This is a genomic window from Paeniglutamicibacter psychrophenolicus, from assembly GCF_030812255.1.
GTDB lineage: Bacteria > Actinomycetota > Actinomycetes > Actinomycetales > Micrococcaceae > Paeniglutamicibacter > Paeniglutamicibacter psychrophenolicus_A.
The window spans coordinates 38,358-53,006 of the sequence record NZ_JAUSSH010000011.1; the positions used below are offsets into that span (position 1 = coordinate 38,358).

Consider the following 14,649-nt stretch of genomic DNA (forward strand, 5'->3'; position numbering starts at 1 on the left):
CAGAGCCACTCTTCAGCAACCTTTGGAGACGGCCATTCGTTCCTGATCAGAGGGCCGGTTTCACCACATTTAGCCCCACAGAAAATGCAAGACAAGTAGTATCGAACAATGCGCAGGGCAACCATGCCCTGCGACGCAATGCCATTAACCGTGGAACCACACGCGTTAGAACCAGGAAGGGAGCGAAGCGATGGGTCTCATTGACAATGTTGAACGCGGACTTGAAAAGCTTGTCACCAGCGTCTTCCGCGGCTCCGGCAGCTCCGAAGTCAAGCCCGTCGAAATCGCTTCGCGCTTGCGCAACCAAATGGACGCGAAGTCGCTGACCATCTCCCAGGCCCGCACCCTCGCGCCGAACCACTTCATCATCCGCCTCGCGGACGAGGATTTCGCCCGGGCCCGGGAATGGGGCGCCCCCCTGGCCCGGGAGCTGTGCACCACGGCCCTGGAACACGCCAGGAGCCAGGGCTACACCCTGCAGGGCGCTGTCGAGGTTAATTTCCGCAAGGATCCCGAACTCAAGCCGGGAGGCTTCGAGATCGATGCCACCACCTCGGATGCTTCCACCCCCGAGGTCCACAACACCCCCGCTGCACCACCGGCCCCGTCCGCTCCGCCCCGCGCTGCGGCCAGGATGCAGCCCGTGCTGGACATTTCCGGCCAACGCTACGCCCTGAACCACCCCAGCATCGTCCTGGGACGCTCGGCAGACACCGACATCCCCATCGAGGATCCGGGGGTCTCGCGCCGGCACTTGAAGATCGAGCAGCGTGGCCCCTCGACCTGGGCTGTTGACCTGGGATCCACCAACGGAAGCTTCGTCAACGGACGGAAGATCGTCGGCGAGACGGAGCTGCATGACGGTTCCAACATTGCCATGGGGCAGACGCGCATCATCTTCCGACTCGTCCCCCAATCGCAAGGAGACCGTGCGTGAACGACCTAGTGTTCACCGTGCTGCGGCTCGGATTTCTCATTTTGCTGTGGCTTTTGGTCCTAAGCATCGTCGGCGCACTTCGCCGCGACCTCGCCATCGGCAGCAAGGCCCGCGTGGGCGCACCGACCGCCCGGGAGATCCGCAAGGACCCTTCGCTGGCGCCTCCGCCCGAGGTCCCCGCCAAGCAGCAAGCCAAGACCCTGGCCATCCTCGAAGGCCCGCTCACCGGCCTCGAGCACCAGCTCACCGCCAGCCCGATCCTGCTGGGTCGCGCCCAAGAGGCAACCATCGTGCTCGAGGACGACTACGCCTCGGGACGCCACGCGCGCCTGTTCCCGCAGGGCACCCGTTGGTTCATCGAAGACCTCGGTTCCACCAACGGAACCTTCCTGGGCGAGGCGCAGCTCACCCGCGCCCAGCCCGTTGAACTCGGCCAGAAGATCCGGATCGGCAAGACCGTCATGGAGCTGAGGCCCTAGACATGGCGTTGATGCTGAAGTTTGCGGCGCGGAGCGATGTTGGCAAGGTCCGCTCCAAGAATGACGACTCCGCCTATGTGGGACGCTACCTGGCCGTCGTGGCCGACGGCATGGGCGGACACGTCGGCGGGGACGTCGCCAGCGCCTCCACCGTGCTGGACCTCGTCCACCTGGACGTCCCTGAGACGCCCGACGCCGAAACGGTGCTGCCCGACGAGATCCAGGCCGCGAACCTGGTCCTGAACGACCTGGTGAGCGCCAACCCGAAGCTTTCGGGCATGGGAACCACCGTCACTGCCATGCTGCTCACCGGCGACGTGCTGCAATTCGCCCACATTGGCGACTCGCGTGCCTACCGCCTGAAAAACGGCGTGTTCGAGCAGGTCAGCCACGACCACACCTTCGTCCAGCGGCTCGTCGACGAGGGCCGCCTGCGGCCCGAGGAAGCCGAACTGCATCCGCACAAGAACGTCCTGCTGCGCGTGCTCGGCGATTCGGATGCGAGCCCGGAACTCGACGTGAACCAGTACCCCGTCGAGGCGGGGGAGCGCTGGATGCTCTGCTCCGACGGGTTGAACGCCGTCGTTCCCGATTCCATCACCGAACGCATCATGCGCGGCACCGCCTCCCTGGAGGAAACCGTCGAGGACCTCGTCGAAACGACGCTGGCCCACGGCTCCCCGGACAACGTCACCATCGTCGTCTTCGAGGTCGTGGAGGACAACGGCGAGATCGTCCCGATGCCGACCGAGGAATTGGCTGCCGCCGACGAACCGGCCCCGGACACCGGGCAGCTGACGATCGCCGCCGAGGGCGACCTTGAGGCCAGTGCGGCGCTGATCCGCCACGAGATGTCCAAGCGGCCCCACCTCCTGGTCGGCGCGGCCGAGCTGGCGACCCAGTCGGGCAAGATCCCGATCGTCACCCAGCGCTCAGGCGAGAAGCGCGCCGCGGCAATACTCACGCACAAGACCCCGGCCGCCCAGGCGGCCGGGGAACAGGGCGACTACGATTCCGTCCCGCGGCGCCCGCGGCGCTGGCTGGTCCCGACGTTCCTGGCCTTGATGACCCTGATCCTTGCCGCAGTGTGCGGTTGGGGCTACCTGTGGACGCAGACCCAGTACTTCGTGGGCAACCAAGACGGCCACGTGGCCATCTTCAAGGGCGTCTCCCAGGACCTCGGACCGTTGAAGCTCTCGCATGTTGACACCGTGACCGACATTCCCCTGGACGCGCTCCCGCAATACACGCAGCAGCGCATTGATTCCGCTCTCCCGGCACGGGACCTGGCACACGCCCAGACCATGGTCGGGGAGTTGCTGGTGACAGCCAAGCAACGCTGCCCCGTGGTCGTTCCGGAAAATCCGGGTGCGGCCGGGACCTTGCCGGCCCTGCCCTCGTACTGTCAGGAGATCAAACCGTGAGCGAGTTGGAAACCGCGCCCGTCCCACGGCGCAACATGGAGTTGCTCCTGTTGCTGCTGGCCTTGGCAGTGGCCATGGGTGCCTACTACCTCGTGGGCATCAACAGCGATGACGGATTGAGCGAGGAATTCATTTCCCAGGGCCTGATCCTGGTCGGGCTTGCCCTGGTCTTCCACGTCGTCCTGCGCATCTGGGCGAAATATGCAGATCCGGTGATACTTCCGGTGACGGTTGCCCTCAACGGCATCGGCCTTGCCATGATCCACCGCATCGACCTGGCGAAGAGCGACGACACCGCCTTCCGCCAGATCATGTGGACCGGCGTTGCCATGGTTGTGGCCATGATCGTCCTGTGGACCATCCGCGACCACCGCGTCCTGCGCCGCTTCACCTACATCGCCCTGGCGGCCTCGGTGCTGTTGCTCCTGCTCCCGCTGATCAAGGGATTGGGCGTGGAGATCAACGGCGCACGGATCTGGGTGCGTTTCTTTGGGCTTTCCTTCCAGCCCGGCGAGCTGGCCAAGATCACCCTGGCCATATTCTTTGCCGGCTATCTATCCTCGAACCGCGAACTGATCCTGTTGGCCGGCCGGAAGGTGGGCCCGCTGCAGTTGCCCCGGTCCCGGGACCTCGGCCCGATGGTCGTGGCCTGGCTGGTCAGCATCGGCGTCCTGGTCGTCCAGCGCGACCTCGGTTCCTCCATCCTCTTCTTCGGGCTGTTCATGGTGATGATTTACGTCGCCACCGCGCGCGTGAGCTGGATCGTCATCGGGACCCTGATGCTGGTCGGCGGCGGAACCTTCGCCTACCTGACCATGAGCCACGTGACCCGACGGATCGACGGCTGGCTCAACGCCTTCGACCCTGACATCTACCATGCAATCGGCGGCAGCCGGCAAATCGTCGAAGGGCTTTTCGGGCTCGCCAACGGCGGGCTGATGGGCACCGGGCTGGGCAACGGCAGTCCCTACATGGTTCCGTTGGCCAACAGCGACATGATTGTCGCCTCGCTGGGCGAGGAGCTTGGCCTCATTGGGATCTCCGCCATCGTGCTGTTGTATTTGATCCTTGTCAGCCGTGGCATGCGTGCCGCCCTCGGCTCGCGCGACACCTTCGGCAAGTTGCTGGCCACCGGGTTCTCCTTCACCCTGGCGCTGCAGTGCTTCGTCGTCATCGGCGGCGTGACCCGGTTGATCCCGCTGACCGGCCTGACGACGCCCTTCATGGCCGCCGGTGGTTCCTCCCTGCTCTCGAACTGGATCATTGTCGCCTTGCTGCTGTTGATTTCCCATAATTCACGCCGTCCCATGTTGTCCGGGGTTTCGGCCACCGCGGAGGTCGCCACGAAGGCCCCCCGACGTTCCCCCGGTCTCCTTGAATCGATTAAGGAGCACAAGCGATGAACCAAGCCATCCGCAACACCTGGATCGCCGTCATGCTGCTCTTTGTACTGAGCCTGGGTGCGCTGAGCTACGTGCAGTTCTTTGCCGCGAAGGACCTCAACGCAAATCCGTTGAACAACCGCCAGCTGTTCAAGGAATTCGACCTGCCCCGCGGTGCGATCCTGGTGGACGGCAAGCCCATTGCCGAATCGGTCGCCACCGACGGACAGTTCAAGTACCAGCGCGTCTACACCGACCCGGAACTCTACTCCCACCTGACCGGTTTCTACTCGCTGGCCAACGGATCCACGCAGCTCGAATCGGTCATGAACGACGAATTGACCGGCCAGAGCCAGGACCAGTTCTTCGACAGGCTGGTCAACCTGTTCTCCGGCAAGGAGAACGAGGGTGCCTCGGTCGAGCTCACCATCGACGGCAAGCTGCAGAAATTCGTCTACGGCCTGATTCCGGAAGGTACCCGCGGAACCATCATCGTTTCGGAGCCCAAGACCGGAAACATCCTGGCCATGGCCTCCAAGCCGAGCTACGACACCAACCTCCTGGCCGTGCACAGCTCCAAGCAGGCCGCGGCGAACATGAAGAAGCTCTCCGACACCAAGGACCTGAGCCCGTACCGGAACCCGGCCATCTACAACCTCATCGCCCCGGGCTCCACCTTCAAGATCTTCGACATGGTCGCTGCCCTGGAATCGGGCCAGTACACCGCCGACACCGTGCTCAAGAACCCCTCGAGCGTCATACTGCCGGGAACCAAAACGCCGCTGAAAAACTTCTACGGCGGAAATTGTGCGGCCATCCCCGAGGCAAGCTTCGCGGAGATCGTGGCACAAAGCTGCAACACGCCGTTCGTGCAGATGAGCGAAAAGCTGGGCAAGGCCCCCTACGAGGATGTCACCGAACGCTTCGGCTTCGGCCAGCAGGTGAAAATCCCGCTGCGGGTGGAGCCGAGCGTCTTCCCGCCCGATCTCAACCCCGCGCAGCTCGGCCAGTCGGTCATCGGCGAATTCAACGTGCGGGCCACGGCCATGCAGATGAACATGGCAGCAATGGGCATCGCGAACGACGGGGTGATCATGGAACCGAACCTGATCAAGCAGGTCATCGCCCCTGACCTGCGGGTCCTCTCCGAGAACAAGCCCAAGGAATTCAGCACCGCGACCAGCAAGGACATCGCAGACCAGGTCACCGACCTGATGCGTGGTCCGGTCAAGCGCGGCACCGCGGTCCGGGCGCAGGTTCCGGGGCTGGACATCGCCGCGAAGACCGGAACCTCGGTGGTTCCTTGTACGACCGATCCTTGCGGCCCACCGCTGGTGAACTCCTGGATCACCGGGTTCGCCCCGGCGGACGACCCGCAGGTAGCTGTGACAATAGTTTTTGAAAAAATTGATTTCAAGACTGGTTCGTCGTTGACCAGTCCCAACCTGAAGAAGATTCTAGAGGCGGTGTTCAACCAGTGAGGCCAATTTCCGGTATCACCCTGGGCGGTCGATACAAGCTGACCGACCGTATTGCCATAGGTGGCATGGGTGAGGTGTGGAGGGCCAGGGACCAGGTCCTTGGCCGCCTGGTGGCAATCAAGATCCTCAAGGAGGAATACACCGGGGATCCCGGGTTCCTCCAGCGGTTCCGCGTCGAGGCGCGCCACACCGCACTGCTGAACCACAACGGCATCGCCAGCGTCTTCGACTACGGGGAAGAAGAAGGTTCCGCCTACCTGGTCATGGAACTGGTTCCCGGCCAGCCGCTGTCGACCATCATCGAACGCGAGCGCGTGCTTTCGCCCGACCGCACCCTGTCGATCATTTCGCAGACCGCCAAGGCGCTTGCCGCCGCCCACATCCAGGGTCTGGTGCACCGCGACGTTAAGCCGGGCAACCTGCTGATGCTCCCCGACGGACGCGTGAAGATCACCGACTTCGGCATTGCCCGCATTGCCGACCAGGTCCCGCTGACGGCCACCGGCCAGGTCATGGGCACCGCCCAGTACCTCGCCCCGGAGCAGGCCACCGGCCAGCAGGCCACAGGTTCCTCCGACATCTATGCCCTGGGCGTGATCGGCTACGAATTGCTTGCCGGACGTCGCCCGTTCACCGGCGAATCGCAGATCGCCATCGCCCTGGCCCAGGTCAACGACACCCCGCCGCCGCTGCCGGAAAACATTCCGGTGCCGGTGCGCTCGCTGGTGATGTCGATGTTGGCCAAGGATCCGGCCGACCGGCCGGCCGACGCCGAGTCCCTCGCGGTGGCGGCAGACGCCATCCGCGCCGGAAACCCGGAGACCGCGACGCTCGCCGTGCCCGGCATGTTGCTCTTCTCGGGCTCCGATGCCGCCACCCAGGCCATCAGCCAGACGCCGATCACGCAAGGCAACGCGACTGTTGCCATTCCCCCGGTCGACCCGACGGTTGCCGGGCCGGCACCGGCCACCAATGCCCTGCCCCAGGTTCCCGCACCGCAGGCACAGGACGACGGGCAGAACTTCGATTCCTTCATGGGGGCTTCCCAGCAGTGGGAGGAAGAACCCGTTGGTGTCCACGAGCAGGAGGTCGCCGACCGGCGCACCCCGGTCAAGAAGGGCCGCAGCCCCTGGACCACACCGCTGATCGCGCTGATCGCCTTGGTGATCCTCGCGATCCTCGGCGCTTGGCTGCTGCCCATGCTCACCGGAAACAAGACCCCGGAAAGCAGCCCGGGCATCACGACCACGGCCCCGACCACGGAATCCTCCTCACCCAGCACCGAGCCGAGCGAAACCGAAACCACGCCGACCCAATCGAGCGCCCCAACCAGCACCGCCCCGTCCACCGTGACGGTGTCCCAGAACGAATTCCTGGGCAAGGACTACAAGGATGCCACCGCGACCCTGGAAGGCCTCGGCTTCAAGGTGGAGTCCGTGGGCAAGGAAAGCTCCGAGGCTGCCGACACCGTCATCAAGGTTTCCCCCGTCGGCAAGCTGCCCGTCGGTTCCACCGTCACGCTGACCTATGCCGTCCCGGCAAAGGTCTCGGTGCCCGATTTGTACGGCAAGGACGGCGAGCAGGCTGCCGCGGCGCTGACAGCGCTGGGCCTGGTGCCCAACGAAGGGGAGGCCCAGGAAAGCCAGCTGGCCAAGGGAACCGTAATCGGCCAAAGCGTAAATGGCGGCACCAAGGTCGAGCCCGGCTCCACGGTCACCTACATCCTGTCCCTGGGCCCGTCGGAGCCCACCCAGACCTCGACCGAGCCTTCGGAGTCGACCGCTGAGACCTCGGCACCGGCCACCGAGACCTCTGCCCCTGCCGCGCAGGCCCCCGGCAAGGGCAAGGGCAACCCCACGGCCCCTGGCCAGTAGACGGATTAGACGATGACGGTGTTTTCACAGTGACCGAGGAACGGATTCTCAACGGCCGCTACGTCGTGAAGGAGCTCATTGGGCGCGGCGGCATGGCCGACGTGCACCTGGGCATCGACCAGGTGCTGGGGCGCAAGGTCGCCATCAAGCTCCTGCGCGCCGAAATGGCGCGCGACCCCATGGTGCAGGCGCGCTTCCGGCGCGAGGCCAAGGCCGTGGCCGGGCTGAACCACCCCAACATCGTGTCTGTCTTCGACACCGGCGAAGAGGAACAGGTGGTTTCCGGTTCGACCGTGGAGCTGCCCTTCATCGTGATGGAGTACGTCCGCGGGCAAACCCTGCGCGACCTCATCAAGTCCGGGGAAATGACCCACGAGCAGGCCATCAAGTATGTCCTGGGGGTGCTGGAGGCGTTGGAGCATTCCCATTCCATGGGGATCGTGCACCGAGACATCAAGCCGGCCAACATCATGGTCACCGAACGCGGCAACCTCAAGGTCATGGACTTCGGCATTGCCCGCGCCATGGCCGATTCCGCCAGCACCATGACCCAGACGCAGACCGTCGTCGGAACCGCCCAGTACCTTTCCCCGGAACAGGCCCGCGGCGAGGCCGTGGACGCCCGCACCGACTTGTACTCCACCGGCTGCCTGCTCTACGAACTGTTCACCGGACGGCCTCCCTTCACCGGGGATTCGCCGGTCTCGGTTGCCTACCAGCACGTGGGCGAGCACGCCCCGGCCCCAAGCACGCTGGTGCCCGCGCTGGACCCGATCTTCGACGACGTGGTGCTCAAGGCCCTGGCCAAGGACCGCGAGGACCGCTACGACGACGCCGCCGCGTTTGCCACGGCCTTGTCCAATGCCCGCGAGGGGATCGCCCTGGCCCCGGAGGAACTCACCGCGCCGATGCCCCAGTCCCAGGCCCAGGCCGAGGAGCAGGCGACGGTTGCCGCGCTGGCCGCCCCGGGATTCCCCTCGCCGGGGTCCCCGGCCACCGGCCCCCAGGCACCACTGACCCACACCGGATACCTTGAACCGGTGCCCGGGGACGAGCACTGGGACGCCCCGCCCATGTGGGAACAGAACCTGCGGCGCGAGCGCGACGAGCAACGGTCGAAATCCAGGCGCACCTGGACCATTGCGATTTCGCTGGTCCTGGCCCTCGCCCTGGTGGTTTCCGGCCTCTTCTTCTACAACTGGATGCGTGCGGAGGCGGAACGCAACGCTCCCGTCACCATCCCCAACCTGGTTGAGGTGACGCAGGCCAAGGCCGAGGCGTCACTGACCGCGCTGCAGCTGGTGTCCAAGGTCGAGACGGTCTTCGACGACGACGTCAAGAGCGGGCTCGTCGTGGAAACCGATCCCGCCGCCACCATGGATGTCCGCAAGGGTTCCACGGTGCGCCTGATGGTTTCCAAGGGGCCCGAGTCGCGGGTCCTGCCCGCGGGGCTCGCCGGCCAATCCGAGGCCGGGGCCCGCCAGGCGTTGCAGGACCTGGGCTTTGAGATCGGTTCGGTCTCCCGCGTCAACGATCCCTCGATCCCCACCGACTGGCTGGTGAACACCGAGCCGAAGCTGGGCAAGACCGTCAAGGTCGGCACCACGATCGATCTGGTCCTTTCCACCGGGCTGGTGGAGGTTCCGCGGCTCATCGACATGACGGTTCCCGAAGCCACCGAGGCGCTGGAGGATCCCAAGGTCGGCCTGCGCATCGAAGTCCTCGAAGAGGAGAACGCGGTGGTGAAACCCGGGACGATCATCGCGCAGAAGTCCTCCACGGGGGATGTCAGCACCTCCCCGCAGGGCGGCACCATCACGGTCACGGTTGCCGTGAAGCCGGCCGAGCCCGAACCGACGGACACCTCCTCCGAGGCGCCAGAGACCTCGGGGCCGCCACCGGAAACCACGCCCACGCCAAGCGGCGAGGGCACGCCGGGCCCCACCCCGACCCCGTAGCGGGGGCGGGCGCGAGGCCCGGTTCCAGCAAGAAGGGTCCCTGCCCGTGAATCATCTTCACGGGCAGGGACCCTTCTTCTTCTGGCTGCGGGGCTTGTCTCAGGCCCCGGAATCCCGGATCAGCGGGCTGAGCGTTGACGCATGCGCGGCCGCCCCGGCCAGGCCCAGGGATTCGAGCCAGTTGCCCAGCATCTGGTAGCCGCCCTCGGTGAGCACCGACTCGGGGTGGAACTGCACGCCCCACAGGGGCGCGTCGCGGTGGGCCAGTCCCATGATGACACCGTTCTCGGTCTCGGCGGTGATTTCCAGGATCTCCGGGATGCTCGATCGCACGGCAGCCAGCGAGTGGTACCGGGTGGCCGTGAACGGGCTGGGGATGTGCGCGAAGACCGGGTGCCCGTGGTGGAAGACCGGGGAGGTCTTGCCATGCATCAGTTCCTCGGCATGCGTGACAACCCCGCCGTACGCCTCGGCGAGGGCCTGGTGGCCCAGGCAGACCCCGAGCATCGGCTTGCGCTGCTGCCCGCACCACTTGATCACCTCGATGCAGACCCCGGTCTCGGCCGGGGTGCCGGGCCCGGGGGAGACCAGGACCCCGTCGCGGGCCTGCGCCAGTTCAATGACCTCGGCCAGGGACAGGTCGTCGTTGCGGATCACGGTGGTCTCGGCGCCCAGCTCCTGCAGGTACCCCACCAGGGTGTAGACAAAGCTGTCGTAGTTGTCGATCACCAGGATCTTGGGGGCGTTCACAGCAGCATCAGGCCAATCGTTGATTCGGTCCAGGGGCTGTACTGGCTCAGCCACGGGAAGACATAGTTCATCAGCAATAGTACGACGCCGGCGACCAGCGCCAGTGCCACAATGATGCGGAACCACAGGGGACCGGGCAGGGTCCTGAAAATCCATGCGTACATGTGTCGGCGTCCTACTTTTCCATCGTCTTTTTCACCAGGTCGGCGATTTCCGCCGGGGGACCGGCATCGGCCGGACGCCAGGATTCCAGCTCCGCGTACGCGATGATGCGCATGCGGGTGGTGAATGGCGGGTGGCAACTGGTCATCGTCAGCGTCGAGGTCGTGGGCTTGGCACCCGGGTCGTGCGGCACCGGCAGCAGCACCTCGCCCTGCGAGGGGTGCACGATCTCGGTGTCGCGCCATTCATAGGCGTAGAAGCCCTTGCGGGTCTGCAGGTAGATCTTGTCCCCGGCCTGGAACTTGTCGATGTTCCAGAACACCTGGCCGTGCGTCTGGCGGTGCGCCGCCACGGCAAAGTTCCCCAGTTCGCCGGGCTCCTGGGTCTCGGGGTAGTGGCCGATGCCGACGTTGTTGAGCACGTCCATGCCCACGCCGTTGGTCACCGGGTGCGCGAAGTTGCTGCCGAAACGCGGGATGTAGAAGACACCGAAGGTTTCCCCGTCGGGGATCTCGGTGATGGGGGCCGGGCCAAAATCCCTTTCCGGAACGCTGGTTCCGTCTCCCGGACCAACCTGGAGGCCCTGGACGAATTCCGAGGTGACTTGCGTCTGCGCACGGTCCGCGTCGATGTTGGTCCACCACAATTCCCAGCCGACAAAGAGCAGCAGGATGATGCCAAGGGTGATGAGGATTTCACCGAACCCGCCCAGCAGGCGTTGGCCCACCGTTGGCCTGGTCCGCGCCCGCACCGCGGATCGAGTCATGCGAAGTTCCCTCACTGCCACGTGGGACTCCGCGATACCCGGCGGCGTCCAGTTTGAGCGGATAGTATTGGATCAAAGCGTGACGTTGGGAAGCAGTTCCCTGACGACACACACTTACCTAGCCTACCGTTTGGACACGTGCCCGTTGGATCGTGTCGGCGGCAGAAGACCCAAGGAGCAGCAGTGCCTGAATCCAAGACCCGTCGGAAGAACCGCAAGCCACAGGGCGGCAGCAACACGGCGGCCTACGACAAGCCGATGCCCAAGTGGTACAAGCCGGTCATGTTCGGCCTGATGATCCTGGGACTCATCTGGATCATGGTCTACTACCTTGCCCAGACCGCATTTCCGATCCCCGGCATCGGCGGTTGGAACATCGTGATCGGGTTCGGCATTGCCATGGTTGGTTTCTTCATGACCACGGGGTGGCGCTAGCACCCGGCCTTCGGGCCCGCAAAGCATCCCACCACCCGACCACCGGCCGGTTCTAGAAGACACCGATGGTCTGTCCGCCCCGGGCCCTGCCGCAGGCGACCGCGCTCCCTGTCCCGGGTTCCCTATCCAGGGAACGCCGGCGGCTCCCGCGGGAATTTCCTTCCAAGGCCCGGCAACTTCGCCCCGCCGCGTGCGCCGTTCACGCCAACTTCCAGAAAGGCACGCCAAATACCCATGGTTCGCCCCGATCTTGCCGGTACCCCCTCGGCCACTGCCACTTCCAAGCTCTCCCCGAAGCGCCTGTACGGCTTCCTGGCCGCCGCAGAAATGGTCACCTGGGCGTTGCTGATCATCGCCATGGTCATCAAGTACGGCGTGGGACCGGAGATCTATGTCCGCATCTTCGGCATGTTCCATGGCGTGGTGTTCATTGCCTACGGCCTGGTGACCATCTTCGTCTGGGCCAATGAGCGCTGGAGTGCCGGACGCGGCATTCTTGGCCTGGCCTCCGCGGTCGTTCCCTTCGCCACCCTCCCCTTTGAGCGCGCGATGTTGCGACGCGGGTTGCTCAGCAACACGTGGCGCCTGGCCCCGGGCGGGGACACCCCGCAGGGCCCCATCGAGAAGATCCAGGCCCTGGCCCTGCGCAGTCCCTGGCTGGCGGCGGTGGCAGGCATCGTCCTGGTGGCCGCCATCACCGCGGTGTTGCTGTTCATCGGCCCTCCCGGCGGAGGAAACTAACAGCACTTCGATGGTGCACCGGGTACTGCTCAAGCGGTCTCCGGCCCCAGGTGCTTGGCACGTACATAGACTTCCTTGCGCACCGTCGCCACGATCCCGCCCGATTCGTCGAGGATGTCGACGGCGAACCACTTCGTGGCCTTCCCGTCCCGGGCCACCGCATCCTTGAGCTGTTCCAACTGGGCCTGGCCCAGCTCAAAACGGCATGCCAGGGTCCCGCTTCCGGGCTTTCGGAAATCGATCTCGCCGCTCTTGTCCCACACGATGTGTCCGGGACCGACGTTGTGCAGGATCATCATCATCCAAAACGGATCGGTCATGGCGAACAGTGATCCACCGAAGTGGGTTCCGACGTAGTTCATGTTCCAGGGGCGTTGGCGCAAGACCACCGTCGCACTGCGCCAGTCGGCGGAGATGTGCTTGACCTTGATGCCGGCACCCCAGAACGGCGGCCAGAGGGACATCCCGTGCCGCACCACCCGGGGGTTTCCCGCGATCCTTGGCACGGCCGTTCGCAGGCCGTTGAGGATCGAGGCCGCGGTCCTGGGCCTGGCGGTGTTCCCGTTGCTCATGGACCCAGCCTAGCCGCGGCGGTTACCTGGCAGTAGCTTCGTTTCCCTCGGCCTCATGGCTCCCGGTCCAGCCCTGCGTCCCGCGCCGCTTCCAGGACCAGCGCCGTGAGCAGGTCCAGGGCCTGGGAGGGGACCTTCCACCGTTGCCAGTAGAGCCGCACCTCGCTGGTCCATGACGCATGGAGGCTGACCAGCGACCCGTCGTCGGGTACCTGGATCTCGGGAATCATGCCCCAGCCCAGCGAGGCCGCCACCGAGGCAACATAGACGCGTGAGTCCGGGACAAAGTGCTCCACCGGCGCGACCGCGCGGGTGGAGCCAACGATCTTTCGGCGCAGCCCCCGTTGCAGGCCATCGGTGCGGTCGAAACTCACCATGGGCGCGGCCGCAAGTTCGGCACGGGGGTCGTTCCCCGGCAGCCAGCGGTCCCGGAATCCGGGGGTGGCCATCGCCCGGTAGCGCATGGCTCCCAGGTGCACCGAGGAGCATCCCTGGACCGGGGTGCTCTTGGTGGTCACCACACCCATGACCTGGCCCGAACGAAGCAGCTCCGTGGAATGTGCCTCGTCGTGCCGCAGGATCTCGCAGGTCATCAGTTCCTGGTCCGCCAATCCCCGGAGCACCGGCACGAACCAGCTGGCCAGGGAATCGGCGTTCACGGCAATGCTGAGCTCGGTGCGGCGGGGAGCATGGCCGTCGGCGGATTCCAGCCCGAGCGCCCGGTGTGCCTCGGTGGAAAGCATGTGGATCTCGCGCGCCAACCGGAGCAGGACGTCCCCGCTGCCGGTGGTGCGGATCGGTCGCGAGCGAATGAACAGCACGCTTCCGGCCTGCCTTTCCAGGGCCTTGAGCCGTTGGCTCACCGCGGAGGCCGTGATGTTCAGCTCCCGTGCCGCACGTTCCAGGGTTCCTGCTTCGATGACGGCCTTGAAGGTCTGCAGTTGTTCCGCGGGGAAGTCCATAGTTAGAGATCCTAATGGACACTAAGATTCTTTAGCTCGACACGTCTTTGGCGGAACGCCTAGTCTCGGTTGGTGATGTTCTTCCCCTTTATATCCGGCCTGGCCACGGGCCTGTCGCTGATTGTTGCCATTGGCGCCCAGAACGCGTTTGTCTTGCGCCAGGGCATCCGACGTGAACATGTTCGCACGACGGTGTTGATTTGCCTGGTGTCCGATGCCCTGCTGATATTCGCCGGAATTGCCGGGCTTGGCGCCCTGCTGGCGGTGGCCCCGTGGTTCATTTCCGTCGCCCGGGCCGGCGGGGCTGCGTTCCTGCTTGCCTACGCCTACTTTGCGGCCCGCCGGGCCTTCAGCCCGCTGGGGCTGGAAGCCAGCACCGCGGCGACGCCGACCCCGCGCCGCACCGTCGCCCTCACCGCCCTTGCCCTGACGTGGCTCAATCCCCATGTGTACCTGGATACCGTGATCCTGCTCGGTTCCATCGCCTCGGCCCAGGGCGAGACCGGGCGCTGGGTCTTCGGCACCGGCGCGGCATTGGCCAGCGTGCTGTGGTTCACCGGACTGGGCTTCGGCGCGCGCTACCTGCGGGGGTTCTTCGCCAACCCGAGGTCCTGGCGGGTTCTCGATGCCGTCATCGCCACCCTGATGGCCGTGCTGGCCGTGTCGCTGCTGCTGCCGCTTCTGGGCTGATGGCCCGCAGGGCTCTGCCTTCCGCGGTGTCCGTGG

The 14,649-nt window shown here is 65.4% G+C and carries 15 protein-coding genes; 10 read left to right on the forward strand and 5 right to left on the reverse strand.

Translation table 11 applies throughout. From position 1 onward, the window contains the following. The first annotated feature begins 190 nt into the window (after positions 1-190). From J2T21_RS14555 to pknB, 7 genes are read left to right on the forward strand one after another with little or no spacing between them, the layout of a single operon-like run. Positions 191-937 carry an FhaA domain-containing protein gene (locus J2T21_RS14555; protein WP_307582195.1) on the forward strand — a complete coding sequence of 249 codons (747 nt, stop codon included), beginning with the start codon at positions 191-193 and terminating at the stop codon, positions 935-937. Further along, the gene (locus J2T21_RS14560) at positions 934-1,416 is read left to right on the forward strand and encodes an FHA domain-containing protein FhaB/FipA (protein ID WP_071216231.1); all 483 of its coding nucleotides are present in this window, start codon (positions 934-936) and stop codon (positions 1,414-1,416) included. The genes J2T21_RS14555 and J2T21_RS14560 overlap by 4 nt, the downstream gene beginning before the upstream one ends. Before the next feature lie 2 nt (positions 1,417-1,418). Next, the gene (locus J2T21_RS14565; RefSeq protein WP_307582199.1) at positions 1,419-2,840 is read left to right on the forward strand and encodes a PP2C family protein-serine/threonine phosphatase; all 1,422 of its coding nucleotides are present in this window, start codon (positions 1,419-1,421) and stop codon (positions 2,838-2,840) included. Further along, complete coding sequence (locus J2T21_RS14570; protein ID WP_307582201.1) at positions 2,837-4,243, forward strand: FtsW/RodA/SpoVE family cell cycle protein; 1,407 nt, start codon at positions 2,837-2,839, stop codon at positions 4,241-4,243. The genes J2T21_RS14565 and J2T21_RS14570 overlap by 4 nt, the downstream gene beginning before the upstream one ends. Beyond that, positions 4,240-5,703 carry a penicillin-binding transpeptidase domain-containing protein gene (locus J2T21_RS14575; protein WP_307582203.1) on the forward strand — a complete coding sequence of 488 codons (1,464 nt, stop codon included), beginning with the start codon at positions 4,240-4,242 and terminating at the stop codon, positions 5,701-5,703. The genes J2T21_RS14570 and J2T21_RS14575 overlap by 4 nt, the downstream gene beginning before the upstream one ends. Then, complete coding sequence (locus tag J2T21_RS14580) at positions 5,700-7,577, forward strand: protein kinase domain-containing protein (RefSeq protein WP_307582204.1); 1,878 nt, start codon at positions 5,700-5,702, stop codon at positions 7,575-7,577. Before J2T21_RS14575 ends, J2T21_RS14580 begins: the two co-directional genes overlap by 4 nt. Before the next feature lie 29 nt (positions 7,578-7,606). Continuing rightward, positions 7,607-9,535: a Stk1 family PASTA domain-containing Ser/Thr kinase gene (gene pknB / locus J2T21_RS14585; RefSeq protein ID WP_307582205.1), complete on the forward strand. Its 1,929-nt coding sequence runs from the start codon at positions 7,607-7,609 to the stop codon at positions 9,533-9,535. A 99-nt stretch (positions 9,536-9,634) separates the two neighbouring features. On the opposite strand, the gene J2T21_RS14590 is transcribed toward pknB, so the two are convergent. From J2T21_RS14590 to J2T21_RS14600, 3 genes are read right to left on the reverse strand one after another with little or no spacing between them, the layout of a single operon-like run. Further along, positions 9,635-10,285 (reverse strand): anthranilate synthase component II, encoded by a 651-nt coding sequence (locus J2T21_RS14590; RefSeq protein WP_307582207.1) that lies wholly within the window; start codon positions 10,283-10,285, stop codon positions 9,635-9,637. Beyond that, entirely contained in the window at positions 10,282-10,449 is a 168-nt protein-coding gene (locus J2T21_RS14595) for a hypothetical protein (protein ID WP_181578423.1), read from the reverse strand. Before J2T21_RS14595 ends, J2T21_RS14590 begins: the two co-directional genes overlap by 4 nt. Positions 10,450-10,460: 11 nt before the next feature. Continuing rightward, a complete protein-coding gene (locus J2T21_RS14600; RefSeq protein WP_307582209.1) occupies positions 10,461-11,213 on the reverse strand; it encodes a class E sortase in 753 nt (250 codons plus the stop codon). Between the two features lie 183 nt (positions 11,214-11,396). Between J2T21_RS14600 and J2T21_RS14605 the strand changes: the two genes are divergently transcribed. Both J2T21_RS14605 and J2T21_RS14610 read left to right on the forward strand, forming a co-directional pair. Beyond that, positions 11,397-11,648, forward strand: coding sequence for a cell division protein CrgA (locus J2T21_RS14605; protein ID WP_307582210.1), 252 nt, complete (start codon positions 11,397-11,399; stop codon positions 11,646-11,648). A 234-nt stretch (positions 11,649-11,882) separates the two neighbouring features. After that, on the forward strand, positions 11,883-12,389 hold the full coding sequence (locus J2T21_RS14610) for a DUF3817 domain-containing protein (RefSeq protein WP_307582211.1): 507 nt from the start codon (positions 11,883-11,885) through the stop codon (positions 12,387-12,389). Between the two features lie 29 nt (positions 12,390-12,418). Here the strand turns inward: J2T21_RS14610 and J2T21_RS14615 are convergent, their stop codons facing one another. Both J2T21_RS14615 and J2T21_RS14620 read right to left on the reverse strand, forming a co-directional pair. Then, a complete protein-coding gene (locus J2T21_RS14615) occupies positions 12,419-12,961 on the reverse strand; it encodes a DUF4442 domain-containing protein (protein ID WP_307582213.1) in 543 nt (180 codons plus the stop codon). Between the two features lie 53 nt (positions 12,962-13,014). Next, entirely contained in the window at positions 13,015-13,923 is a 909-nt protein-coding gene (locus J2T21_RS14620; RefSeq protein ID WP_307582215.1) for an ArgP/LysG family DNA-binding transcriptional regulator, read from the reverse strand. Positions 13,924-13,998: 75 nt separating this feature from the next. Between J2T21_RS14620 and J2T21_RS14625 the strand changes: the two genes are divergently transcribed. Further along, positions 13,999-14,613 (forward strand): LysE/ArgO family amino acid transporter, encoded by a 615-nt coding sequence (locus J2T21_RS14625; RefSeq protein WP_307582325.1) that lies wholly within the window; start codon positions 13,999-14,001, stop codon positions 14,611-14,613. Positions 14,614-14,649 lie beyond the last annotated feature (36 nt).

What these genes read in the sequence shown, in the direction of transcription:
- J2T21_RS14600 (WP_307582209.1), bottom strand. Translation starts at nt 11,213, where the DNA reads ATGACTCGATCCGCGGTGCGGGCGCGGACCAGGCCAACGGTGGGCCAA.
- J2T21_RS14625 (WP_307582325.1), top strand. Translation starts at nt 13,999, where the DNA reads ATGTTCTTCCCCTTTATATCCGGCCTGGCCACGGGCCTGTCGCTGATT.
- J2T21_RS14615 (WP_307582213.1), bottom strand. Translation starts at nt 12,961, where the DNA reads ATGAGCAACGGGAACACCGCCAGGCCCAGGACCGCGGCCTCGATCCTC.
- J2T21_RS14595 (WP_181578423.1), bottom strand. Translation starts at nt 10,449, where the DNA reads ATGTACGCATGGATTTTCAGGACCCTGCCCGGTCCCCTGTGGTTCCGC.
- J2T21_RS14610 (WP_307582211.1), top strand. Translation starts at nt 11,883, where the DNA reads ATGGTTCGCCCCGATCTTGCCGGTACCCCCTCGGCCACTGCCACTTCC.
- J2T21_RS14565 (WP_307582199.1), top strand. Translation starts at nt 1,419, where the DNA reads ATGGCGTTGATGCTGAAGTTTGCGGCGCGGAGCGATGTTGGCAAGGTC.
- J2T21_RS14620 (WP_307582215.1), bottom strand. Translation starts at nt 13,923, where the DNA reads ATGGACTTCCCCGCGGAACAACTGCAGACCTTCAAGGCCGTCATCGAA.
- J2T21_RS14575 (WP_307582203.1), top strand. Translation starts at nt 4,240, where the DNA reads ATGAACCAAGCCATCCGCAACACCTGGATCGCCGTCATGCTGCTCTTT.
- J2T21_RS14555 (WP_307582195.1), top strand. Translation starts at nt 191, where the DNA reads ATGGGTCTCATTGACAATGTTGAACGCGGACTTGAAAAGCTTGTCACC.